The sequence below is a fragment of the Psychrobacter cibarius genome (assembly GCF_904845955.1).
Taxonomy (GTDB): domain Bacteria; phylum Pseudomonadota; class Gammaproteobacteria; order Pseudomonadales; family Moraxellaceae; genus Psychrobacter; species Psychrobacter cibarius_B.
In genome coordinates this window covers 110,787-129,764 of sequence record NZ_CAJGYX010000001.1, presented here as the reverse complement: position 1 = coordinate 129,764, position 18,978 = coordinate 110,787, and the positions used below count along the sequence as shown (strand labels likewise).

15 protein-coding genes are annotated in these 18,978 nt (G+C 37.4%); 2 read left to right on the top strand and 13 right to left on the bottom strand.

The annotated features are described in order from the left end of the window. Nucleotides 1-199 precede the first annotated feature (199 nt). Nucleotides 200-1,801 carry a siroheme synthase CysG gene (cysG, locus tag JMV76_RS00500; protein WP_201501248.1) on the top strand — a complete coding sequence of 534 codons (1,602 nt, stop codon included), beginning with the start codon at nt 200-202 and terminating at the stop codon, nt 1,799-1,801. A 106-nt stretch (nt 1,802-1,907) separates the two neighbouring features. Here the strand turns inward: cysG and JMV76_RS00495 are convergent, their stop codons facing one another. From JMV76_RS00495 to JMV76_RS00485, 3 genes are all read right to left on the bottom strand, one after another. Continuing rightward, nucleotides 1,908-2,918: a CgeB family protein gene (locus JMV76_RS00495; protein ID WP_201501247.1), complete on the bottom strand. Its 1,011-nt coding sequence runs from the start codon at nt 2,916-2,918 to the stop codon at nt 1,908-1,910. 143 nt (nt 2,919-3,061) lie between these two features. Next, the gene (locus tag JMV76_RS00490; protein WP_201501246.1) at nt 3,062-3,340 is read right to left on the bottom strand and encodes a hypothetical protein; all 279 of its coding nucleotides are present in this window, start codon (nt 3,338-3,340) and stop codon (nt 3,062-3,064) included. Nucleotides 3,341-3,489: 149 nt separating this feature from the next. After that, the gene (locus JMV76_RS00485; protein ID WP_201501245.1) at nt 3,490-4,191 is read right to left on the bottom strand and encodes an IS1 family transposase; all 702 of its coding nucleotides are present in this window, start codon (nt 4,189-4,191) and stop codon (nt 3,490-3,492) included. Nucleotides 4,192-4,458: 267 nt separating this feature from the next. Here JMV76_RS00485 and JMV76_RS00480 point away from each other — a divergent pair, with 267 nt between their 5' ends. Then, the gene (locus JMV76_RS00480) at nt 4,459-5,304 is read left to right on the top strand and encodes an IS630 family transposase (RefSeq protein ID WP_201501244.1); all 846 of its coding nucleotides are present in this window, start codon (nt 4,459-4,461) and stop codon (nt 5,302-5,304) included. Here JMV76_RS00480 and JMV76_RS00475 read toward each other — a convergent pair. From JMV76_RS00475 to wecC, 10 genes are all read right to left on the bottom strand, one after another. Continuing rightward, nucleotides 5,286-5,972 carry an HAD family hydrolase gene (locus JMV76_RS00475; protein ID WP_201501243.1) on the bottom strand — a complete coding sequence of 229 codons (687 nt, stop codon included), beginning with the start codon at nt 5,970-5,972 and terminating at the stop codon, nt 5,286-5,288. The genes JMV76_RS00480 and JMV76_RS00475 overlap by 19 nt on opposite strands. Nucleotides 5,973-5,974: 2 nt before the next feature. Continuing rightward, nucleotides 5,975-6,715 (bottom strand): 3-deoxy-manno-octulosonate cytidylyltransferase, encoded by a 741-nt coding sequence (locus JMV76_RS00470; protein WP_201501242.1) that lies wholly within the window; start codon nt 6,713-6,715, stop codon nt 5,975-5,977. A 33-nt stretch (nt 6,716-6,748) separates the two neighbouring features. Then, nucleotides 6,749-8,365 (bottom strand): aldolase catalytic domain-containing protein, encoded by a 1,617-nt coding sequence (locus JMV76_RS00465; RefSeq protein WP_201501241.1) that lies wholly within the window; start codon nt 8,363-8,365, stop codon nt 6,749-6,751. Nucleotides 8,366-8,496: 131 nt separating this feature from the next. Beyond that, nucleotides 8,497-9,984, bottom strand: coding sequence for a hypothetical protein (locus JMV76_RS00460; protein WP_201501240.1), 1,488 nt, complete (start codon nt 9,982-9,984; stop codon nt 8,497-8,499). Between the two features lie 68 nt (nt 9,985-10,052). After that, a complete protein-coding gene (locus tag JMV76_RS00455; RefSeq protein WP_201501239.1) occupies nt 10,053-10,907 on the bottom strand; it encodes a hypothetical protein in 855 nt (284 codons plus the stop codon). 81 nt (nt 10,908-10,988) lie between these two features. Then, on the bottom strand, nt 10,989-11,912 hold the full coding sequence (locus JMV76_RS00450; protein WP_201501238.1) for a heparinase II/III domain-containing protein: 924 nt from the start codon (nt 11,910-11,912) through the stop codon (nt 10,989-10,991). Nucleotides 11,913-12,200: 288 nt separating this feature from the next. Continuing rightward, entirely contained in the window at nt 12,201-12,440 is a 240-nt protein-coding gene (locus JMV76_RS00445) for a hypothetical protein (RefSeq protein WP_201501237.1), read from the bottom strand. 30 nt (nt 12,441-12,470) lie between these two features. Then, nucleotides 12,471-14,630 carry a glycosyltransferase family protein gene (locus JMV76_RS00440; protein WP_201501236.1) on the bottom strand — a complete coding sequence of 720 codons (2,160 nt, stop codon included), beginning with the start codon at nt 14,628-14,630 and terminating at the stop codon, nt 12,471-12,473. A 1-nt stretch (nt 14,631) separates the two neighbouring features. Next, on the bottom strand, nt 14,632-17,568 hold the full coding sequence (locus tag JMV76_RS00435; RefSeq protein WP_201501235.1) for a CgeB family protein: 2,937 nt from the start codon (nt 17,566-17,568) through the stop codon (nt 14,632-14,634). 142 nt (nt 17,569-17,710) lie between these two features. Beyond that, the gene (wecC, locus tag JMV76_RS00430) at nt 17,711-18,955 is read right to left on the bottom strand and encodes a UDP-N-acetyl-D-mannosamine dehydrogenase (protein ID WP_201501234.1); all 1,245 of its coding nucleotides are present in this window, start codon (nt 18,953-18,955) and stop codon (nt 17,711-17,713) included. Nucleotides 18,956-18,978: the final 23 nt, after the last annotated feature.

Here is an 18,978-nt window from a genome sequence, read left to right as displayed (position 1 = left end):
CCACAAGCTTAAAAGTTAGCTTGTGGTTTTTTATATCGCGATTCTGCATTTTAATTCCCTACCTATTCCACATCCTAGCAAAAAACACCTTTATCATGACAAAAACGAATATGTTAATGCCAATTCACTGCATGAGACGTAGCGCGTGATACCTCATAATGGTGGCATATTTTATATTGATTGAATCATTGGTGATGCTATGAACACCTTTCCGCTATTTTTTAAATTAGAAGACCGCAAAGTATTGATCGTTGGTGGCGGTGATGTCGCACTACGTAAAGCTGACTTGCTCCGTCGCGCAGGTGCTGTTATCACGATTCTTGCGCCAAGTATCAGTGCTGAAATACAAGCTTTACTCTCAGATAGTAAGCACGAACTCATTTGTGAAAACTACAATAAAGCTTATATGATAGGTGCACGCGTTATTATCGCCGCAACGGATGATGAAACCCTCAATCATCAGATTCACGCTGATGCTAGCGAGCTGAATATTCCCGTCAACGTCGTTGATACCCCGCATTTATGCGATTTTATATTTCCTGCCATTGTCGATCGCAATCCAATTGTGATTGGTATCTCATCTAACGGTAAAGCGCCGGTGCTGGCACGTTTACTGCGCGCTCGTCTTGAAACTTTAATTCCACAAGGTTATGGAAAATTGGCCAAGCTGGCTGGCGAGTTTCGTAGTGAGGTAAAAACAAAAATTCCAACCCTTACCGGACGTCGCCAGTTTTGGGAACGCGCCTTTGAAGGTCAAGTCAGTCAGTTGATGTTTGCCGGTAATGAGAAGGAAGCGGCTGCCCAATTGCAAGCCGATTTAGATAACACTGCAACCGCTATCAATGAAAAAAATACAGCAGATAATACATCTACAGAATCCCAAACCGTAAAAAATACAATGGGCGAAGTTTATATCGTCGGTGCAGGCCCCGGTGATCCAGAACTGCTTACCTTTAAAGCGCTGCGTCTCATGCAGCAAGCCGATATTGTCTATTATGATGCGTTAGTTTCTCCGCAAGTATTAGACCTATGCCGCCGCGATGCTGACAAAGTGTTTGTCGGTAAAAAACGCAGCAATCATGCCGTCGCACAGCTTGGTATCAATGAGCTGTTGGTCAATAGTGCAAAAGAAGGTCGCCGTGTGGTACGGCTAAAAGGTGGCGATCCCTTTATCTTTGGCCGCGGCGGTGAAGAGATTGAAAGCTTACGTGCGCACGGCGTCCCTTATCAAGTCGTACCTGGTATTACTGCTGCTAACGCTGCCGCCAGTTATGCAGGTATTCCACTCACGCACCGTGACCATTCGCAATCAGTACGTTTTGTCACTGGGTTTTTAAAGGCTGGCGCGCCCAATAGTAACTTCAAAAACTTTTTGAATACTGATGAAACAGTAGTGTTTTATATGGGGCTGCACTCGCTGCCGCGCTTGACGACAGGCTTGATTGACGCTGGGCGTAGTAGCGACACCCCAATTGCCATTGTCTCTAATGCTAGTATGCCCAATCAGCAAGTATTAACAGGTACGCTTGCCAATATCGTTGAGTTGCAAGAAAAAAGCCAGTTGCCCACGCCTGCTCTGCTGATTATGGGTGATGTCGTAAGCTTGCATGATGACTTGGCTTGGTACAACTTACAAAATCAGCAAAATAATCAGAACACCTCAAAACCTGACAATAACTGGTTGCGTGATGGTACAGCGGCAACACCAAAATCGACTGCTCACCAGCAAGCGCATGCATTATCTATGGTAGCTAATTTGGCAACGGCTGATGATAGTTTGGAGCAGCTGGTTATTGGCTAGGATAAGTTTTCTAACGAGTACAAAAAAGCCTATTAGTCATTGCTAACAGGCTTACTTTATTAATGCTTTCTAAAAACTTAAGTAGAGTTGCATTGTGAGTATTACGCTATAATTCAAGAAAGTCTATAATATGCTGGAGCCATTGATCGTAGTTATAGTTTTCTAACACATGGGCACTCGCATAACGCATCATTTCTTCCTGATGCTTAGTATAGCCTTTAGATAACTGCGCGAATAGTTCATCAGCCTGCTCTTTACTGTCGACAACTTCACACATACCCTCAAAGCGCGTACTAACTGCCAAACTGGGATTAGTAATCGCTAATCTACCACATGCCATAATCTCAACTAATCGACGAGAAAACATACTCGGTGAATCAGTCACAGTATTGACATTAAGTGCATGCGAGTACTGACGATACATATCGCCAGTCTTATTGTGAGCGACCGCAGGATATACGTTAGTATTAGGTAAGTCTGGATAGCGATAGACATCAGACTTACGGTCTGAGTTACGGTCTATGATATCTAATCCAAAGGGCGACGCTGCACTAAATGCCATATCTTGCCACTTTTGCCGAGCATTATGGACATGCTTACTATAACTGCCGATAAATAGGCTCTTACGGTGACGCGGTGGTGAGGTGGCAGGATAATGAAACTTAGGCTGCACAGCAAAGGGTAACACCCCTACTTTTACTTTATCACCCAATATCGCCTGATAGCGCTCAACGCAGTTCGAATCGACGGTCAGTATATATTTGAATAAACTGGCCGAATTAATAAAGCGATTAAAATGGGCAGCATCTTCTTTATTCCAAAACACAGCAGGAATATTATACTGATCCGCCATCTCTAAAAGCTTGCGTAGCTCAACATTATTACGTTCAGGATAATCAGGGTAATTGGCAACCTTATAACGCCATGACTCTTTATAACCTCGCCATACTGATTCAACCAATATAAAGTCAGGTTTAAATATTTTAAATAGCTGAAACCAGTTTTTATCTTTAATTTGAAAAACTTTTACAGAACTTTCGTCCAATGCTAAAGACGTTAACTCGTCACTTATTAAAGCGACTCTAATCTCTTTAGAGGTATTAAATAAATATCTCATTGTATTGTACCTACTAAATAGAATAGCTGGCACTATAGCAACTATATTATTTTTTTATGTATAAAAACTATATGGTCTTAGTTAATTAATTGAAAGTTAATTTTAGAAAAGTTAGTAAAAATAAAAAACTGCTTTTTATAGTACTAAAGGTCGATAGCTATCTTTTCAGAATCATAAGTTCTTTTATTTTTAATCTCTTTATCACGAATAAAACATCGGATATAAAAATTTCCAGACATACCTACTAAATCAAAAGTTACTTCTTTACTATCCCTATACCACCTAGCATCTAATTTCCCTTTCTGGCTGTCATTATATAAATAAAAAGCATAATCATACTTAGCTTCTTCAAAAAAATAACTATCGACAACAAGCTTACCGAAGATTTTATTATCTTCTGCAGAAATGCTTACATTAAACATAATTAACCCTTAGAACGCTATAAAATTTAGTTGTGGGTACTATATTATAGATACCCTAAAAGCCTAACTTACTATAATACTTTATTGATTACCTTACTCACTTTATTGGCTTAAGTTTTTTTGGTGGTGTTCTAAAAAGTATGCTGGCATCAGACGTAGCCATAATTGACATAAAAGAACACCAGATCGAATACTTTAAAGTGATTATCAAGCTTTTTTGAGAAGCAACAAGTCTTTCTAACCGATCGTCTTAATCGGTGTCTAAGACGGCAGTTATTACCTTCTATACCTACCGTATGCTGTTTGCCAACTCGTTTGTTATCACCTTTAAAGGCCGTTATGAAACTGTCCCAATTGTCCATGCTAATAGAGTCATAGCTCACTTTAAGTTGCTTAAGACGTGCTCTTAGTTTCTGAGCCGTTTTTAAGTCACGCTTGCCCCAGACATAAGCGACAATCTCATTAGTAGCACGGTCATAAGCATAAATAAGCCAAACTTTACGCTTCTTGCGATATACGTAAGTCCAGAACTCATCAACCTCTAAGCGTTCATAGTAGCGCTTCTTAGGTACAATCTTGTAAATGGATGAGCCTATAGTACTAAGCACTTTTCCAATACTAACCTTGGCTATAACGGCTATGTCTCTAACGCCGCAACCTCGGACAGTCATCAGTCGTATGAGATCTTCTATTCTAGAGTGACAGCCGTTATAGGTTACCGCATGATCGCCAATAAACTGGCGTTTGCAGTCCTTACATTGGTAGTTCTGCTTGCCATAGCTTTTTATGCCGTTTTTCTTTAAACTGGGACTGTGACAGTCGGGGCAATTGATCTGTATTTGTGTCTTCATAACCTCAAATATATCATCTTGCTTCGGCTGTCACCCTTCCTTTATTACTCCAGCATACTTTTTGATACACCACCGTTTTTTTTATTAAGAATCTATAATCCAATGATGTTGGGCATTATTCTAATGACCTCTAAAGTATATCTCTCTATTTATTAATACATTGAAAAAAACCCATTAACTAACAAAATCCACAAAGTAAACGCTATAGTCAGTTCTTTTTAAATAAGATACAATCGTTTTAAAACAAGCGAAATGGCAGAATAACAAATGACCTATTCAGCAGATTTTCGAGCACAAGTGATTAAAAGTGTCAAAAACAAAGACATGAGTATCCGTCAGGCTTGTACTTTTTATAATATTAGCAAAACCGCATTACAGCGCTGGCTCAAAGATTCAAGTATCAAACAAACCCGGAATAAACCACCGACTAAAATACCGAATGAAGCTCTCTTAAAAGACGTTGAACAACATCCAGATGACTATTTGTATGAGCGAGCTAGGCGATTCAACTGTAGTAAGACCGGCATGCACACTGCTTTAAAACGCCTAGGTATCAGTCAAAAAAAAGACCTTAGAGCATCCAAAAGCCTGCCTGATAAAAGAGCGTCGTATCAGAGTAAGCTTGATCGCTTTACACAGCAAGGCTATCCCATTGTGTATATGGATGAGAGCGGCTTTGAGGCTGAAACTATAAGACCTTACGGATACTCACCGATAGGCAAACCCTGTATCGACAGCTTCAACTGGCAAGCAAAAAAGCGCACTAATGTCATCGGTGCTTTGTATAAAAAGATGCTGTTTGCGCTTGATTACTTTGAACAAAATATCAACAGCCATATATTTTATGACTGGTGCAAGTTCACGCTAATTCCAAGTCTCAAGACTAAATGCGTGATCGTTATGGATAATGCCCGCTTTCATAAGAGCAAGCGTATTCAAAAACTACTGAACAGGCACGGTCATCGTATTCTATGGCTGCCACCCTACAGTCCTGATCTAAACCCCATTGAAAAGAAATGGGCTCAAGCTAAGTTTCTACGCCAAGGGTGGATGGAGAATAATCTGCCTAAGCTATTTCAGGATATGGGTTGTATTTATTTTATTGTGAACTGACTATATAATAATAGAGTTTCAATGCTCTTAATACTGGACAAGTTATTAACTTTACACCACCCTTCATAAGCTTCGACTTCACTCCACCCACTTATAAACACAAAGTCGATTCCAGCTTGATGAGCAACTTGGTAGTCGTATTTGCTATCTCCTAAGAATAAAGCAGGGAATTGAATATTTTCACTATCTAACTCACGAGCTAATATGTGATCTTTATTATCAGGACTACCAAAAATACCACCGTCAAAAAGAGAGGTCAAATTACGCTGTGCAAAGATGCTGTGAAGTTCTTTTTGATCACCGCCAGATACTACTAGCCATTTACTTTGCCGAGTTTGATATCGTAGCTCTTTTAAACCTGTCGCTATTTTACAGCTAAGTAGTCCTTCCTGTACCAATTGAGCATAGGTGCTGAGTAAGGACTCTAAATCTGCCTCTACAGCGACTGGTGTATGTAAAGGAACTATATGCTCTAAGAAATAAGCAAATTTCTGATATCTTGAAATACCTCCGTTTGCAACATGATACTCTAATAAATCTTGAGCAGCCGCTTCTCCATACGGCAACGCTGCCTGATAAAAAGCTTGAGTTTTGACTTTATTAGAATCGAGAAGAACTCCATCACAATCAAAGATGAAAGTCTTATAGTCAGATAATGGCAGACTCATACTCATCTACTCATTACCTCACGCATTGCTGCCTCAACTTTCGACACATCACTAGGTACATCAACTGCCAAACTTCCAGGCTTAGTCTCAACCATCCTAATCTTTTTATTTAATTCAAAAAACCTAAGTATCTCTATATCTTCACAATGCTCTAGTTGACTCTTTCTACCGAATCGGTAAAAGCTTTCTAACTCATGTTTGGTAAAGGCATATATACATACTTGTTTTTTATAGGACTTAGGAGCGTTTTCAATTGTCTTGTAGCCAGGCAAAGATACGCGTGACATATATACAAGCTCATTATTCTCATTCGTGATAACTTTTGGTATATTGACATTATTTGGGTCTTCATCCTCACTGAGCCAACTAAAACCATTAATAACGTCCTGCATGTTGGCTATTTTGGCATCTCTCACTTTAATAATATCCTGAGGATCTACCAAAGGCTCATCGCCTTGTACGTTGATATAGATATCAGCAGCAATGTTTTGTGCAGCCTCTGCCAGTCTATCTGTACCAGTAGGTAAGTCATCAGAAGTCATCACTGCTTGAAAACCCGCTTTTTTTACCACTTCTTCAATTCGCTCATCTTCAGTGGCTATATAAACATTACTTTTACCCACTGCTATGGCAGATAGCTCTGCTACCCACAGTATCATAGGTTTACCAAGAAGATGTACTAGGGGTTTCCCAGGATAGCGACTCGAACTATAGCGAGCCGGTATAATAACGACACTACGCATATCCTTCCTTACAATAACTATTAAACATTAGTCTCAAGTGTTTTTTTGTAGCGCATACACAGACTTATTTTTTAGGTTATAGCGTGTTGCAGTTATCGCCTCGATTTGCAAAGCAAGAGGATTGTTTCGATAAGTTCTAAATAGGTGTTGCATCTCTTTGCTGCGGGGGTCATCTGCACCATAACCATCAAAACCTGCCAACATAACTTGATTGGCTTTTCCACTAGTAGCAAGTGCCAATGCATATGATACAACTAAAGAATTGGGAATAGTACAATAACTGTCTGCAAATTCAAAAGTATCGACCTGCACATTGATACCAAAATCTAATACCTCTTTATTGCCTAACGCTTGCTGCACATCTTTGGGCAACATTGAATAAGGTGTGATTAAAGGTTGGGGAAGCTTAGTATGCTCTTCGCAGTCAGCCAATAAGCGTACTGGATGGCAAGCCACTCGCAAATCAATAAGGTTAGCAGAGATTGATATTTGAGTATTTAGTGCCAGCACTAAAGGATTTTCTTGACGGATATAGCGCTCTAATGCTTCGCGATGCTGAGCGACACCAGGCCCCGTACCTAATAGTAGAACATCTCGTCCCTCAAAGACACTAGTTGGCAGCCACTCTCCTTTAGGCTCTCCATGATAAAAATGACGAGCAGCCTCTAAGGTATCTAAACTAAACTTCTTACCGCCCTCGACTCTTAAGTGCTCAATCACTGCTAAAAGGTCTTCTTCGCTATAACGCGAGTCACTCAGCATCTCTTGAATATAAGAGGGGTGAATAGCATATTTGCCTGCGAGATAATAATAAGGATTGGTGCCCCAACCATAAGCCGTTTTCATAGGGCCAAAATGTGTACGTATTAATGTCATTAGAGGCACAAAATTCGCAGATTGGTTTCGTAGACTAGCTATCTCAATGGCCAATTGTTCTGTTAACGCATTACCAGGCCCTCGTCCCATACCTGTCACAGTAGAATCTATCCATGTTACACCCTCTTCAATAGCTCGCAAACTATTAGATAGACCTAAACCTAGGTTATCATGAGTGTGTATACCCATAGGTCCTGTCCATTCACTACGGAACCAATTGATAATCTCAGCCGTTTGATCTGGCGTCATACTTCCCATACTATCAGCGAAATACAAAGCATCTATTGGGTAATCAGCGGCCATACGCGCTAATGCTTTCACTTCGTCTTCTGAACAGTTAGCGACTTGCATCAAATTAAAACCAACTTGATACCCCTTGTCTTTTAGCCATGATACTGACTCTAAAGCTTTCTCAAATTCATGTACATGACAAGCAATGCGCACCAAATCAACCGGTGTTTCATTTGCTGATACTGGGAATAATGCTTCTAAAACATCAACCTGTGGCTTATCACTGGCTAACTCACTCCCGTTAACCATGACGCCAATGATCAAGTCAGCAGGTAGGTTCAAGCTACGTAAAAATTCGTCAGTAGTGTAAGCACAAGCACCTTTAAAACCGTTATTTTGAATTGAGCGAAGACCTAACTCTACTACATCTACACCCGCGGCCTGCATAGCAATGAGGTAGTCATTAATTAACTCAGGTGAAAAGTCCCAAGAATTGTAATAACCACCATCACGGAGTGTGCAATCTAAAAATGATAAACCCATATCTAATTACCTAGTAGTTTCTATTAATAATATAGTTATTAACTTTAGTGGTCTAAAATGATTCTAAACATTGATATACAGCATTTAATTTTAAAAAATTAATTATAAATAATAAGCTTGAGTAAGTTTTCTTAAAAATAAAATGAAGTTTTTTGTTCTAACGCACTTATAGTAAAGTCTATAAAGAAATCAGGATCTATACTGAAACCAACTCTAGCCCAATTACCGGTTTGATCACCAGACTCAATGACGTGCTCTTGAGGAACAAATTCAGTATTTGGATGATATTGTACTATTTCACTCCTTTCGATAGAGTATGCAACTCCTGGTTTCTTGCCAAATGTTGCCGGCCATATAGAATCTGTTAGTGCATCAGTAATGAAAAAGTCAACTAGTTTCGAAAAATAAATTTTTTTAAAAGCATGTGCTCCTATAGTATTTGAAAAATCAGCGCTTTTTAGACCGGTACTTTTAACTATTTCCTCTAATAATTCAATTTCTTTAGTGCAATATTCATACTTATACTCGTCTTCATTCAAATAATGAGGACAAGTAAGCCCATCGAAAATAAAATGAACATCTTTTCTAAGAGCTTTAATCTTATTAATCAGTCCTTCTAAGGCAGTTTGTTGCTCAAACCATTGTCGTGACTCCTGACAAATACCTATCCATATAATAAAATTATTTTCAACAAACTCATCAGACAATTTATATGTTGCTTCAACTCTATCATAAATTTTATCTGAAAACGATTTAATAAAATTCAAACCTTTAATTGGGCGAACTGAACTTAATGCTATCGCAACGCTATTTTTGTTTTTAAGATATGCAGGTAATTCCTCAACTGAGATTACTTTATTATTCAATCTTGGAGCTAGAATACTAGATGGAAGGAATGCTATTTCTTGTAAGTCTATAATTTCATTAAAATTGGAAATTTTACTGTGTTCTAAGGTTTGTAAAGTATCGTAAAAATAATGATAAGGTCTATAGTATCCATTTATCAATGATATTTTTGGTTCAACTAGTGGTATAAAACCATCCTGCGTAATAGCATCCACATCGTTAATTGCTGACGATAATTTAACTCCTCTACCGCCTCGATATACAATTAACTCAAAATCAAGAAATATGACACAGTAACAGAAGTGAAATCTTTGAACAATCCAAAAATTCAAATCGCCTTCATAATATACATAGTTATTATTATTTAGCCATTTACTAAATACTGGTTTAGACCCATAAAACAGCTCTTTATTAATTGAATTAAAAAGCAAATTATTATCAATAAATAAATCCTTGCATAGGTTTTCTAATGTATCATTACCAATCTGCCCTAACTCAGATACAGATAGGCATTCAAAATCTGTAATCATATTTTTACTTTTATATAGGCTTAATGCGATATCCTCTATATTTTTTTTCCCAATAAGCTTATCTATTACATTCAGTCTCATCTCGTAGTCTGGAACAATATGACCCTTTCCCCAATATTTAATCCACAAGCATACCCCTGAATTAGTAGAGTATGAGTACTTATCTATTTTTTTTGCATTTAATGATTTAATAAAAGGGTTGGCATGTTTTCTGATATGATCAGTATCGCCTAAATTTTGCATATACAAAACTTTATTATTCTTTCTATTTTTATAACTTTTTGTTAAATCATGTTTAATACCTTTTGTCTCTAAAAAGTTATAATCTCACTAGATACATAGGTATCTTCGAGGAAGCTGCTTTCTATATAGTTACGAACTATATTTGGATCAAATTCAGAAATAGAAGTTTGTGGATTCCATACGACACCTGTCGCGTCGGTCTCCATCTCATCAATAACAGATAAAACCGCAAAACCTCCGCCCGAGCCTCCAAATAATATTAAGTTCGTATTGAGAGTAGTGGCGTATTGATCTAAAATATTAGCAATTACTTTGGGCAAATCAATGATATTCTCATTTCCTGCATACCATCCTAAAGATAGATTGTTAGAAAAGCTTAATGAAGGGTCAGAAACTGCAATAATAGGCATATTCATTTGCAAAGCTATTTTCATGCCTGAAAAGAATGGTGCTGACTTTTCCGAGCGATTAGGAACTGCAGCTGAAAAACAAATTAAAATGCCTCTATCTTTTTCAAAGCGATCCGAACCATCAACCAAAAAATCAATTGTTTGCTCCTTATGTTTAAATATCTTTACCCCGTCCTTAAATTGTAAATCATTTTTAATCTCATCTAATGAGGTAAGTTCAACTTTATCACTCCATTTTTTTAAATCATAATTAACTTTTTCGATAAAAATTTTTTCAGAGGTAATAATTTCAGTTTTTTCTTTTTTATTATCTTTAATAAAACATTTTACGAAATACTCAACGCCTTTTATGTCAATATCAAAATTTATTGTAGGTGATTCTTGATACCAAATGGTACTAATTTTGCTACCATCCTCATATAAATAGAAAGCGTACTCACAGAAATTGTTATTAGTATTTTTTAAACTTACAACAATACTATTCTCTAGATTTTTAATTTCTATATCAAACATTGTATTCCTTAAATTTTAATAAAAGTCATAACTTTAATTTTAAAGCATAATAAGTTGATTTATGTATATATATATGTATTCCTACAGTATCTGCATCTCTGTATCTAGGGTTTTATTAAAATTAACTTTAAGTGTGATACTATTATTATAAGATCCATAGCTGTATGATACAGGAGTATTAATTATTGTTGGTAAAACAATCTTCTCATCATCACTTAAGAATTTAAAACTAACCTTTGTTTCATTAAAAATATAAATATAAGAACCGTCATTATTTATTTTCAATAACTTAGCGTCTTTATTTAATATGAAAATAGAATAATAATTACCTTTTATATCAACTCTATCTTTGATTTTTAAAAATCCTTGATAATAATACATATTACGGTTTATCAGTATTTTTTCCTTATGAGTTTCCAATGCTATTCTAGAAAAACATTTGACTATACCTTTTTTATCAATTTTACCTATGAGCCTTAGTGAGTTTTTTATTAGGTTTCTTCTTCCCCATACCAGTCCATTAATATTTACTGTATTATGAGATTTCGACTCTACCACTGACTTTCTTATATGGTCACTATTATCATATTTATACTTACCGGGATCCATAAGTATATCTTGACCTTTATAACCAAAAATAAAGGATAAATTATCCCAATGCTTGTGAACTGTACTATGATAACTATTTGTTAAAGCCAAGTAAGTAAGGTCTTCACAATCTTTATAGACAAAGTATCCGGATAGAGTTAGTTTTTCGCTAGATGGTATTTTATATTTTGGTGTTCGAGATAAAGCGTTGTCTGTATCTCCAAACGGTATTTCTCTTCCATCTGGCAAAGTTAGAAAATCGCAGTTCTTTTTTGCTTCACTGAAGTATTTGTGCATTTTTGGAAAGTTATCATAAAAATTAGTTTTCAAATATCTGTCTAAAGTTTCGACAAAGAGAAAATGATAATGAGGAGAATGTTCTTTATGAATAAAATTCTCGTCAAGTTGGTTTTCCAATATTTCATCCCAACCTTTCTCACAAAACTCTATAACTTCTTTATTATCGTCAATAAGTTCTGCTAGACATCTAATGCCATGTATTACATAAAGACCATGGTTGTGATTACTTCTAAAAAGCCTTCAGACATCATAACTTCTAAGTGCTTATTTACCAGTTCTTGAAAAAATATGGTTTATTGATATTATTATTATCACAAGCTTCAAATAGAATTTGTATTTTTCAGATCTTATGCCCGTAGCCATATCATGCCAAGCGAACTCAATATTACTTTTCCGAATGAATGCTCACCAGTCCTCTATCCATTTAATAAGCTTCAAAATATATTCTTTATCTTTAGTTTCATTATATGCTCCTAAATAAATCATTAAATATCTTAATGTATTCAACTGGAAGCACCAATTAGAATCATTATAAGGGTCAATCGCCCAATCAAAAGGAATACTCATTGGATAAGGTTGTAAATCTGGTCTATTTACAGGTATAAATCCATCTTTTTCAAATTCCAATACTTTTTTAACACTCATAATAACACCAAATAATTTATTCAATAATCTCTATAAGTCAGTACATGTATTGGATTTAAGTAAATCCTCCCAAAGACCAACAGTTTTTTTTGATGAAAGACGCTCTAATACATGCCTTGTATTATCAAGTTCCTTATTTAAGTTAGAGTTTATAATTAAATTTTTAGCTCCTTCCAAAGAACTAATTATATTATCTTCACCCCAAATTTCAGCAGCTCCGTCCCAATCCCATATTATAGGTACTGACCCCGTCAACATCCCTTCACCTATCGCCATATGAAAAGACTCAAAATCGGATGGAGAAAGAATAAAACCTACCATAGTGAACCATTCATTAACATCATCGCCAGGTGGATCAAAAATGACTTTGTATCTTAATTTAGGGTTTATATTAATGCGTTCAAACACTTGCTGATAATAAGCTAATTCATCTTCACGCTTCAGTAACCAGTTATAATTTAGTGGATTCCTCCCTTTGACACGCAAGCAATATCTGTCATCTTCTTCTAATAATGCTTCTAATAAATCAATCGCCCGATCTAAACGCTTGCGAGATGGGGCTACACCAATGATACCTAACGTATAACGAGAATCATCAGTTTTTTTCTTAGGTGTAAACTTTTTATCATCTAGCAAATTAGCGATTACCGAAGTCTTTTCATAAGGAAATCCAAAAGTTTTTTGCCCTTCGCGTCGAATAAACTCACTAACGTAACTAATATGATCAATGTTATCCCAGTTAGCTTCTGCCACATAAGGTAGTTCTCGCTCTTGAAGATGAAAGCGAGCGATAAGACGCTGATGCGGTAATTTATGATGCGAGTACCATTTAAGGTTACCTAAACACCATTCACAAAAAACGATATCAGCTTGTTGTAGTAATGCATGGCTTTGTGATTCATTGTGCTTATCATGACCTTGCCACTGATCAATCAGAAACTCGAACTGTCCTGAGGCCGCAAGCTTACTCTGTAATAAAGTAAAGAACTTGAGATCATGTCCTGCTACTAATATGCGTGTTTTTTTTACAGCCTTAGGTACAGCAGGTATGTCTGCTAGCCATTGTCGTATCTCGTTCACACGTGTTGAGAAGGTATGTCTCTTCGCTAGTTTCTGTAGTGCATCGGCAGCTTGCTGAGCAACTTCAGGAACCATTAGCGCACGAGTAAGCTGCTGAGAAAACTCCCTTGCGCTATTAGCGAATAAAGGATAGTCACTTCCTAATAATTGCTCATGTAATGCATTACGGTTAAGAATAGCAGCGCATCCTGCACCGCCATACTCTAAAATTTTAGTAGAATATTCCACCGTATCATTCATGCTCTCTGCTCGCCAAGAGAGGCCCACTCTAGCTTGTTGCAGTTTTTGCTGAACCACCTCTCGAGATTGAGCACCGAACCAAAGCAAACCATCTGTATCTTCTAAAGCTTGCTGCATGTGCTGCTGATATTCGGGGTGGAAAGGCTCATTATGTATCTTATCGCCAATCATCACAAACTCACTTTCTGGTAACCCAGAATGAATACTTGGCCAAACGTTCACCATTTCCAAAGTCATCCAGTCGGCTTTGAACTTACCAGCATAAATAGCGCGCACAGGACGCTCTGCTATCAAAGATAAGTCATCCGGAATATCGGGGATAACTGGCGTATACAAATTGAACTTATTGTCTTTAAGACTCGGTACTAATGCTTGCCATAGTGTTTTAAAACCTTCAGTCTGGCACAGTAGTTTTTGACACCCTTGACCAATACTCTGCATAACCTGCTGTTGTTCAGTATCATAATCAGCTAGGTTTTGAGGAATGTCTGTTAGGTACATCCAGCACTTAGACAGTACCTCAGGAAACTTTAGCAACTCAGTGGCAATCTCTAAACCACGGACAATAATGACATCGTAAGCATAAATATGATTAAGAGCGACTGCAAGCTCAGCCATCATAGCTAAGGATAGACGTTTGTAACTCTTACCTTGCCAGTGCTGATGTTTAGTACCATCAATAATATTAAGATGCTGTGCAGTTTTGAGTGGGGCAAACAACTCATCGCGCTCTGGCGTGCTTTTAGCTATGAAGTCAACTTGCGCAGTAGCGGTTGCCGCTGTTGCTAAGGCTATGGTTTGTGCCCAAATAGAAGAGCCATCTATATAATTAAGGTCAGGATTGGCGCATATTAATACACGTTTTAACATTTTAAGCTCCTCTCACCTGTTGGCGTTCTAAAGCTATATTTTTAAACTGATCACTGTCCGCTAAATATAGGTCAGCATCTATAATGCTAACATCAGCTTGAGCATCAATATGACCTCTAAGAAATTCATTTGTGTCCCAAAGTGCGCCGCTTAATAGCCCTTGCTCACCATAACCAAATACATCATTATTAAGTGCCTTAGCCCAACCTTTGGCATCTGGTTCATAAATACTAGCATTGATAAGATCACGTAAGTAATGCTCACCATAGTAATTATGAGACGTCACCCAACCGGCGATAGCATAATATTTTTGGTTTTTGGCGGCCCAAGTATTCCTTTCATCTGGCTCAATAAGAACGATGTTTTCAGATAGCGTGGTTTTCTTTAAAGATGTACTGTGTGCATACTCAATAACCAAAAGGAATTCTTTATAACTTTGTTTCTCAGAAAATTGTTTAAAAATATCAATTTCTTCTAGGCTATTAGCTTTTGCGAAGAGCATAATATTAGGGTTCGTAGTGATACGACTTTCTATATTCAGATCTGAAAAAATACTATTGAGACGGTGAGCATAGGTATGCTTTGAGAATATCTCACGGATACCGGCTAAACTTCGTCTACGCCACTCTACATCATCACTCATCAATGTGCGTATCGCATTATCAGCTTCTTCTTGACTATTAACTAACCATACAGCATCTGAGTCAAACAGAGTTTCGATGCCTTTAGCATAAGTACTCACAACTGGTGTCCCGCTAGCCATGAGCTCAAAAACACGACGCGAAAACATAGTAGGTGAATCAGTGACTGAGTTGACATTCAAAAACACTCGATAACGGCTATACTCTTTGCAAAGTTCTTTATAAGGTAAGCTACCTTTGGTACCTGCTTGATACTCTTCTGGAAAAGGGAAAATACCAGTGCCATAATTGCGATCGTAAATATCTAAACCATACTTATTAGCCGCTTGTAGCAACCAGTTCATCGCCTCACCTCGTTCAGCATGACGATTGCCATACCAACTACCAGCGAAACATGACCGTGACTTTCGGCCTAATAACGGTGCTGGTTTATGCAGAGCAGGTTGCGCTGCAAAAGGCAATGAATGTACGTTAGTATTTCCAGTTTTTGCTGTGTATGATGCTTTCATATTGGCATCGGTTGTATAAATATGATCTACTAGTTTGGCACTGCACATGAACTTGTCATGGTGAACAGGGTCTTCTTTATTCCAAAATAATGTAGGTATGCCTTTATCACGAGCGTACTGACAGATATGCTCAATCTCATAACCTGGTTTATTAGCGTATTGGCCCACGCGATACTGCCAACTTCCATAATTGCCTTTCCACGCACTTTCGATGAAAAATAGTACTGGCTTGTATTTTTCTGCCAAAGCAAACCAGTTGTCTGGTCTAGGCTGGATTAAGTTTACGTCTTGCTCGAAAGAGCCTGTAGTGAATTCATCCATAATACCTATAATATTAGGTTTATTATTAATCGGGTAGTAGGGCCAGCCGATAATACTAATTTCTGCTGCCTGCTCGCTTGGAGCGACAAATTTAATAAGCTGAGACGCATCTACCTTTGGCTCAACACTAAAGCTGTTAACAAAGACTTGCTCATCTTTAGCCATATTAAAGCCGCACAGTCCAATATGAATTTTACTGACCCCACTAGGTACGACAAAAGTATGTAAGTCTTGAACTTTGTTATTAGTAGAAGGTAAGTATTTAAAATAGCCTTTTAAATTGGAAGAATAAGACATTTTCCCACATGACTCATGAATCTCATCGCCAATGGAGTTAAAATTTTTCAAAAGCAGTATAGCTTTACGATCAGTAGCCTGCGTATTTAGATATTCAGAAGCAACTTTTATTGTTAGAACTTGTTCAGCTTGCACTGGCACTTCATACCAAACAGGAACATTTTGTAATAGCTCTATAGTGTCTAAATGGCTAAAAGAACCAAACGATGGTTTTTCCTCTAACTGAGACGCATCTACCTTTGGCTCAACACTAAAGTTGCTAATAAAGACCTGCTCATCTTTAGTCGTGTTAAAACTACGCAGTCCAATATGAATTTGACTGATCTCATTAGGTACGACAAAGGTATGCAAATCTTCAATTTCATTGTTGGTAGATGGCAGATACCTGAAATAGGCATTCAATTGCTTAGAATGAGCCATCTTTCCACAAGGCTTATGAACTTCATTATCGTTTGAATCATAGCTTTTGATTAACAATATAGCTTTACGATTGATAATGTTTCCCGTATTTCGATATTGAGAAGCCGCTTTTATTATCAGCGCTTGTCCAGCTTTCACTGGTATTGTATACCAAATAGTGGTCTTTTCTGATAGCTCTATAGCATCTTGAGATTTGAACAAACTAAGGGGTGCATCTTTCTGAATTTTCAATGCGTAAGATTGTTGCGTCTGTATAAGATCATTGTCTTCACAACCACTTTTATTATCTAGTATGACTTTCTTTAGGCGTATATTATGATGATCATCAAAGCTGCTATCCTGATGATAATTAATACTTTTTATTGGGTTTACATTTTTTATTCTTTGTGCTTCTGTCAGAGAATTATCTTTAAGAAATATAAGTAACTTATCTAGTAATGGGGCATCTTCTATGCGTGAATGTCTTCTTTTTCTTGATTCCACATATATATCTAACAACTTCGAAGGCAGTTCCTTACTAATAGACTTGTCGTTTAGACTATCTATAATAGTTTTTCCCAGTTGATATGATATCGTATTACTTTCTGCTAACAATACTTTTTGGTTTTGCTTTAACTGCTTATTTTCTTCTTCGATAAGATGCATGTATTCTTTTAACTTATCAACTTGAGTAATAACATCTTTATTGTTATTTTTTACATCAGTCTCTTTATCTTCTTTTTTCTTAAATAACCTTTTAAGTTTCTTCATAATATATGTACCTAAATATAGCCAAAAATATAAAACATTGTATGAACGTCACTTTAGAACTCTTATAGAGACTATAAGAGTTCCAAGGTTACCATTTTGAATAATAAAGAAGGTATTTTCAACATTGTTAAAAATATAGAAACTAATGATTGCCAACCACATTCACTACATTCACAGTACCCAATGATGCCTTATCCGAAAACTCATCATGAGCAACCAACACCACTAGTAAATCAGACTGCTCGACAGCAGTTTCTAAAGCCACTAGCGTGCCAGCTGATAACTTTTCAGGCAGCGTTTGAATATGAGGCTCAACCAATAATATTTCTGCATTATCAGCATCAAGTATTTTTTTAGCGATATTGACTGCTGGACTCTCACGCAAATCATCAATATCAGGCTTAAATGCCAATCCTAGTAGAGCGACAGTTGGTCTAGTCACCCCCTGCTCTTTTAGCTTATCAACTTCAGCATTGATTTTATCTACTACCCAGTTAGGCTTGCTGTCATTGATCTCGCGAGCGGCACGGATGATCTTAGCCTCATCTGGATTTTGATTTACGATAAACCATGGATCGACAGCGATACAGTGACCACCTACCCCAGCACCTGGCTGAAGAATATTGACGCGTGGATGATGGTTAGCCAGTTCGATCAGCTCCCACACATTGATGTCGAGCTTATCAGAGATGATAGACAGCTCATTAGCAAAAGCAATACTTACATCACGAGAGGCATTTTCGGTTAGCTTTGCCATCTCAGCGGTACGAGAGTTGGTTTCTAATAGCTCGCCTTCTACGAAGATACGATAAACTTCTTTTGCTTTATTGGTGGATTCTTTCGTCATACCACCAATGATGCGGTCGTTAGAGATAAGCTCTTCAACCACCTTACCTGGTAATACACGCTCAGGACAATAAGCCACATAGATATCAGCTTCAGTATCAGGCTCGTGGTACTTAGGGAAAGTTAAGTCAGAGCGAGAGGCCGCAAGCCACTTAACCATCTGTTCAGTAGCCCCTACGGGTGACGTTGACTCTAAGATGACCAAATCGCCTTTTTCTAATAGTGGTGCCAAGGCTTTACTGACTGCATGAATATAAGACAAATCAGGGGTATGGTCATCGCCTTTAAAAGGTGTCGGTACGGCAATCAGATACGCATCTGAGTGTACTGGCGTTAGGTTGGCTTTGAGTCTACCGTTATCCACAGCTTGTTTAACAATTGCTTCCAAACCTGGCTCAACGATATGAATCTTGCCTTTGTTGATGGTATCGACCGCATGCTGATTGACATCGACACCGACGACATTGGCACCATGATGGGCGAACATCGCTGCTGTAGGTAAACCAATATAGCCTAAACCGAACACACAAATATTTTTCATCTTAATCCCGTCTATTTAATATT

Bases quoted from the DNA above. Each gene is read 5' to 3' on its own strand.
- JMV76_RS00475 (WP_201501243.1), bottom strand. From the start codon at position 5,972: ATGAGTCTGCCATTATCTGACTATAAGACTTTCATCTTTGATTGTGAT.
- wecC (WP_201501234.1), bottom strand. From the start codon at position 18,955: ATGAAAAATATTTGTGTGTTCGGTTTAGGCTATATTGGTTTACCTACA.
- JMV76_RS00465 (WP_201501241.1), bottom strand. From the start codon at position 8,365: ATGGGTTTATCATTTTTAGATTGCACACTCCGTGATGGTGGTTATTAC.
- JMV76_RS00445 (WP_201501237.1), bottom strand. From the start codon at position 12,440: ATGAGTGTTAAAAAAGTATTGGAATTTGAAAAAGATGGATTTATACCT.
- JMV76_RS00490 (WP_201501246.1), bottom strand. From the start codon at position 3,340: ATGTTTAATGTAAGCATTTCTGCAGAAGATAATAAAATCTTCGGTAAG.
- JMV76_RS00485 (WP_201501245.1), bottom strand. From the start codon at position 4,191: ATGAAGACACAAATACAGATCAATTGCCCCGACTGTCACAGTCCCAGT.
- JMV76_RS00435 (WP_201501235.1), bottom strand. From the start codon at position 17,568: ATGAAGAAACTTAAAAGGTTATTTAAGAAAAAAGAAGATAAAGAGACT.
- JMV76_RS00480 (WP_201501244.1), top strand. From the start codon at position 4,459: ATGACCTATTCAGCAGATTTTCGAGCACAAGTGATTAAAAGTGTCAAA.
- JMV76_RS00470 (WP_201501242.1), bottom strand. From the start codon at position 6,715: ATGCGTAGTGTCGTTATTATACCGGCTCGCTATAGTTCGAGTCGCTAT.
- JMV76_RS00460 (WP_201501240.1), bottom strand. From the start codon at position 9,984: ATGCAAAATTTAGGCGATACTGATCATATCAGAAAACATGCCAACCCT.
- JMV76_RS00440 (WP_201501236.1), bottom strand. From the start codon at position 14,630: ATGTTAAAACGTGTATTAATATGCGCCAATCCTGACCTTAATTATATA.
- JMV76_RS00495 (WP_201501247.1), bottom strand. From the start codon at position 2,918: ATGAGATATTTATTTAATACCTCTAAAGAGATTAGAGTCGCTTTAATA.
- cysG (WP_201501248.1), top strand. From the start codon at position 200: ATGAACACCTTTCCGCTATTTTTTAAATTAGAAGACCGCAAAGTATTG.
- JMV76_RS00455 (WP_201501239.1), bottom strand. From the start codon at position 10,907: ATGTTTGATATAGAAATTAAAAATCTAGAGAATAGTATTGTTGTAAGT.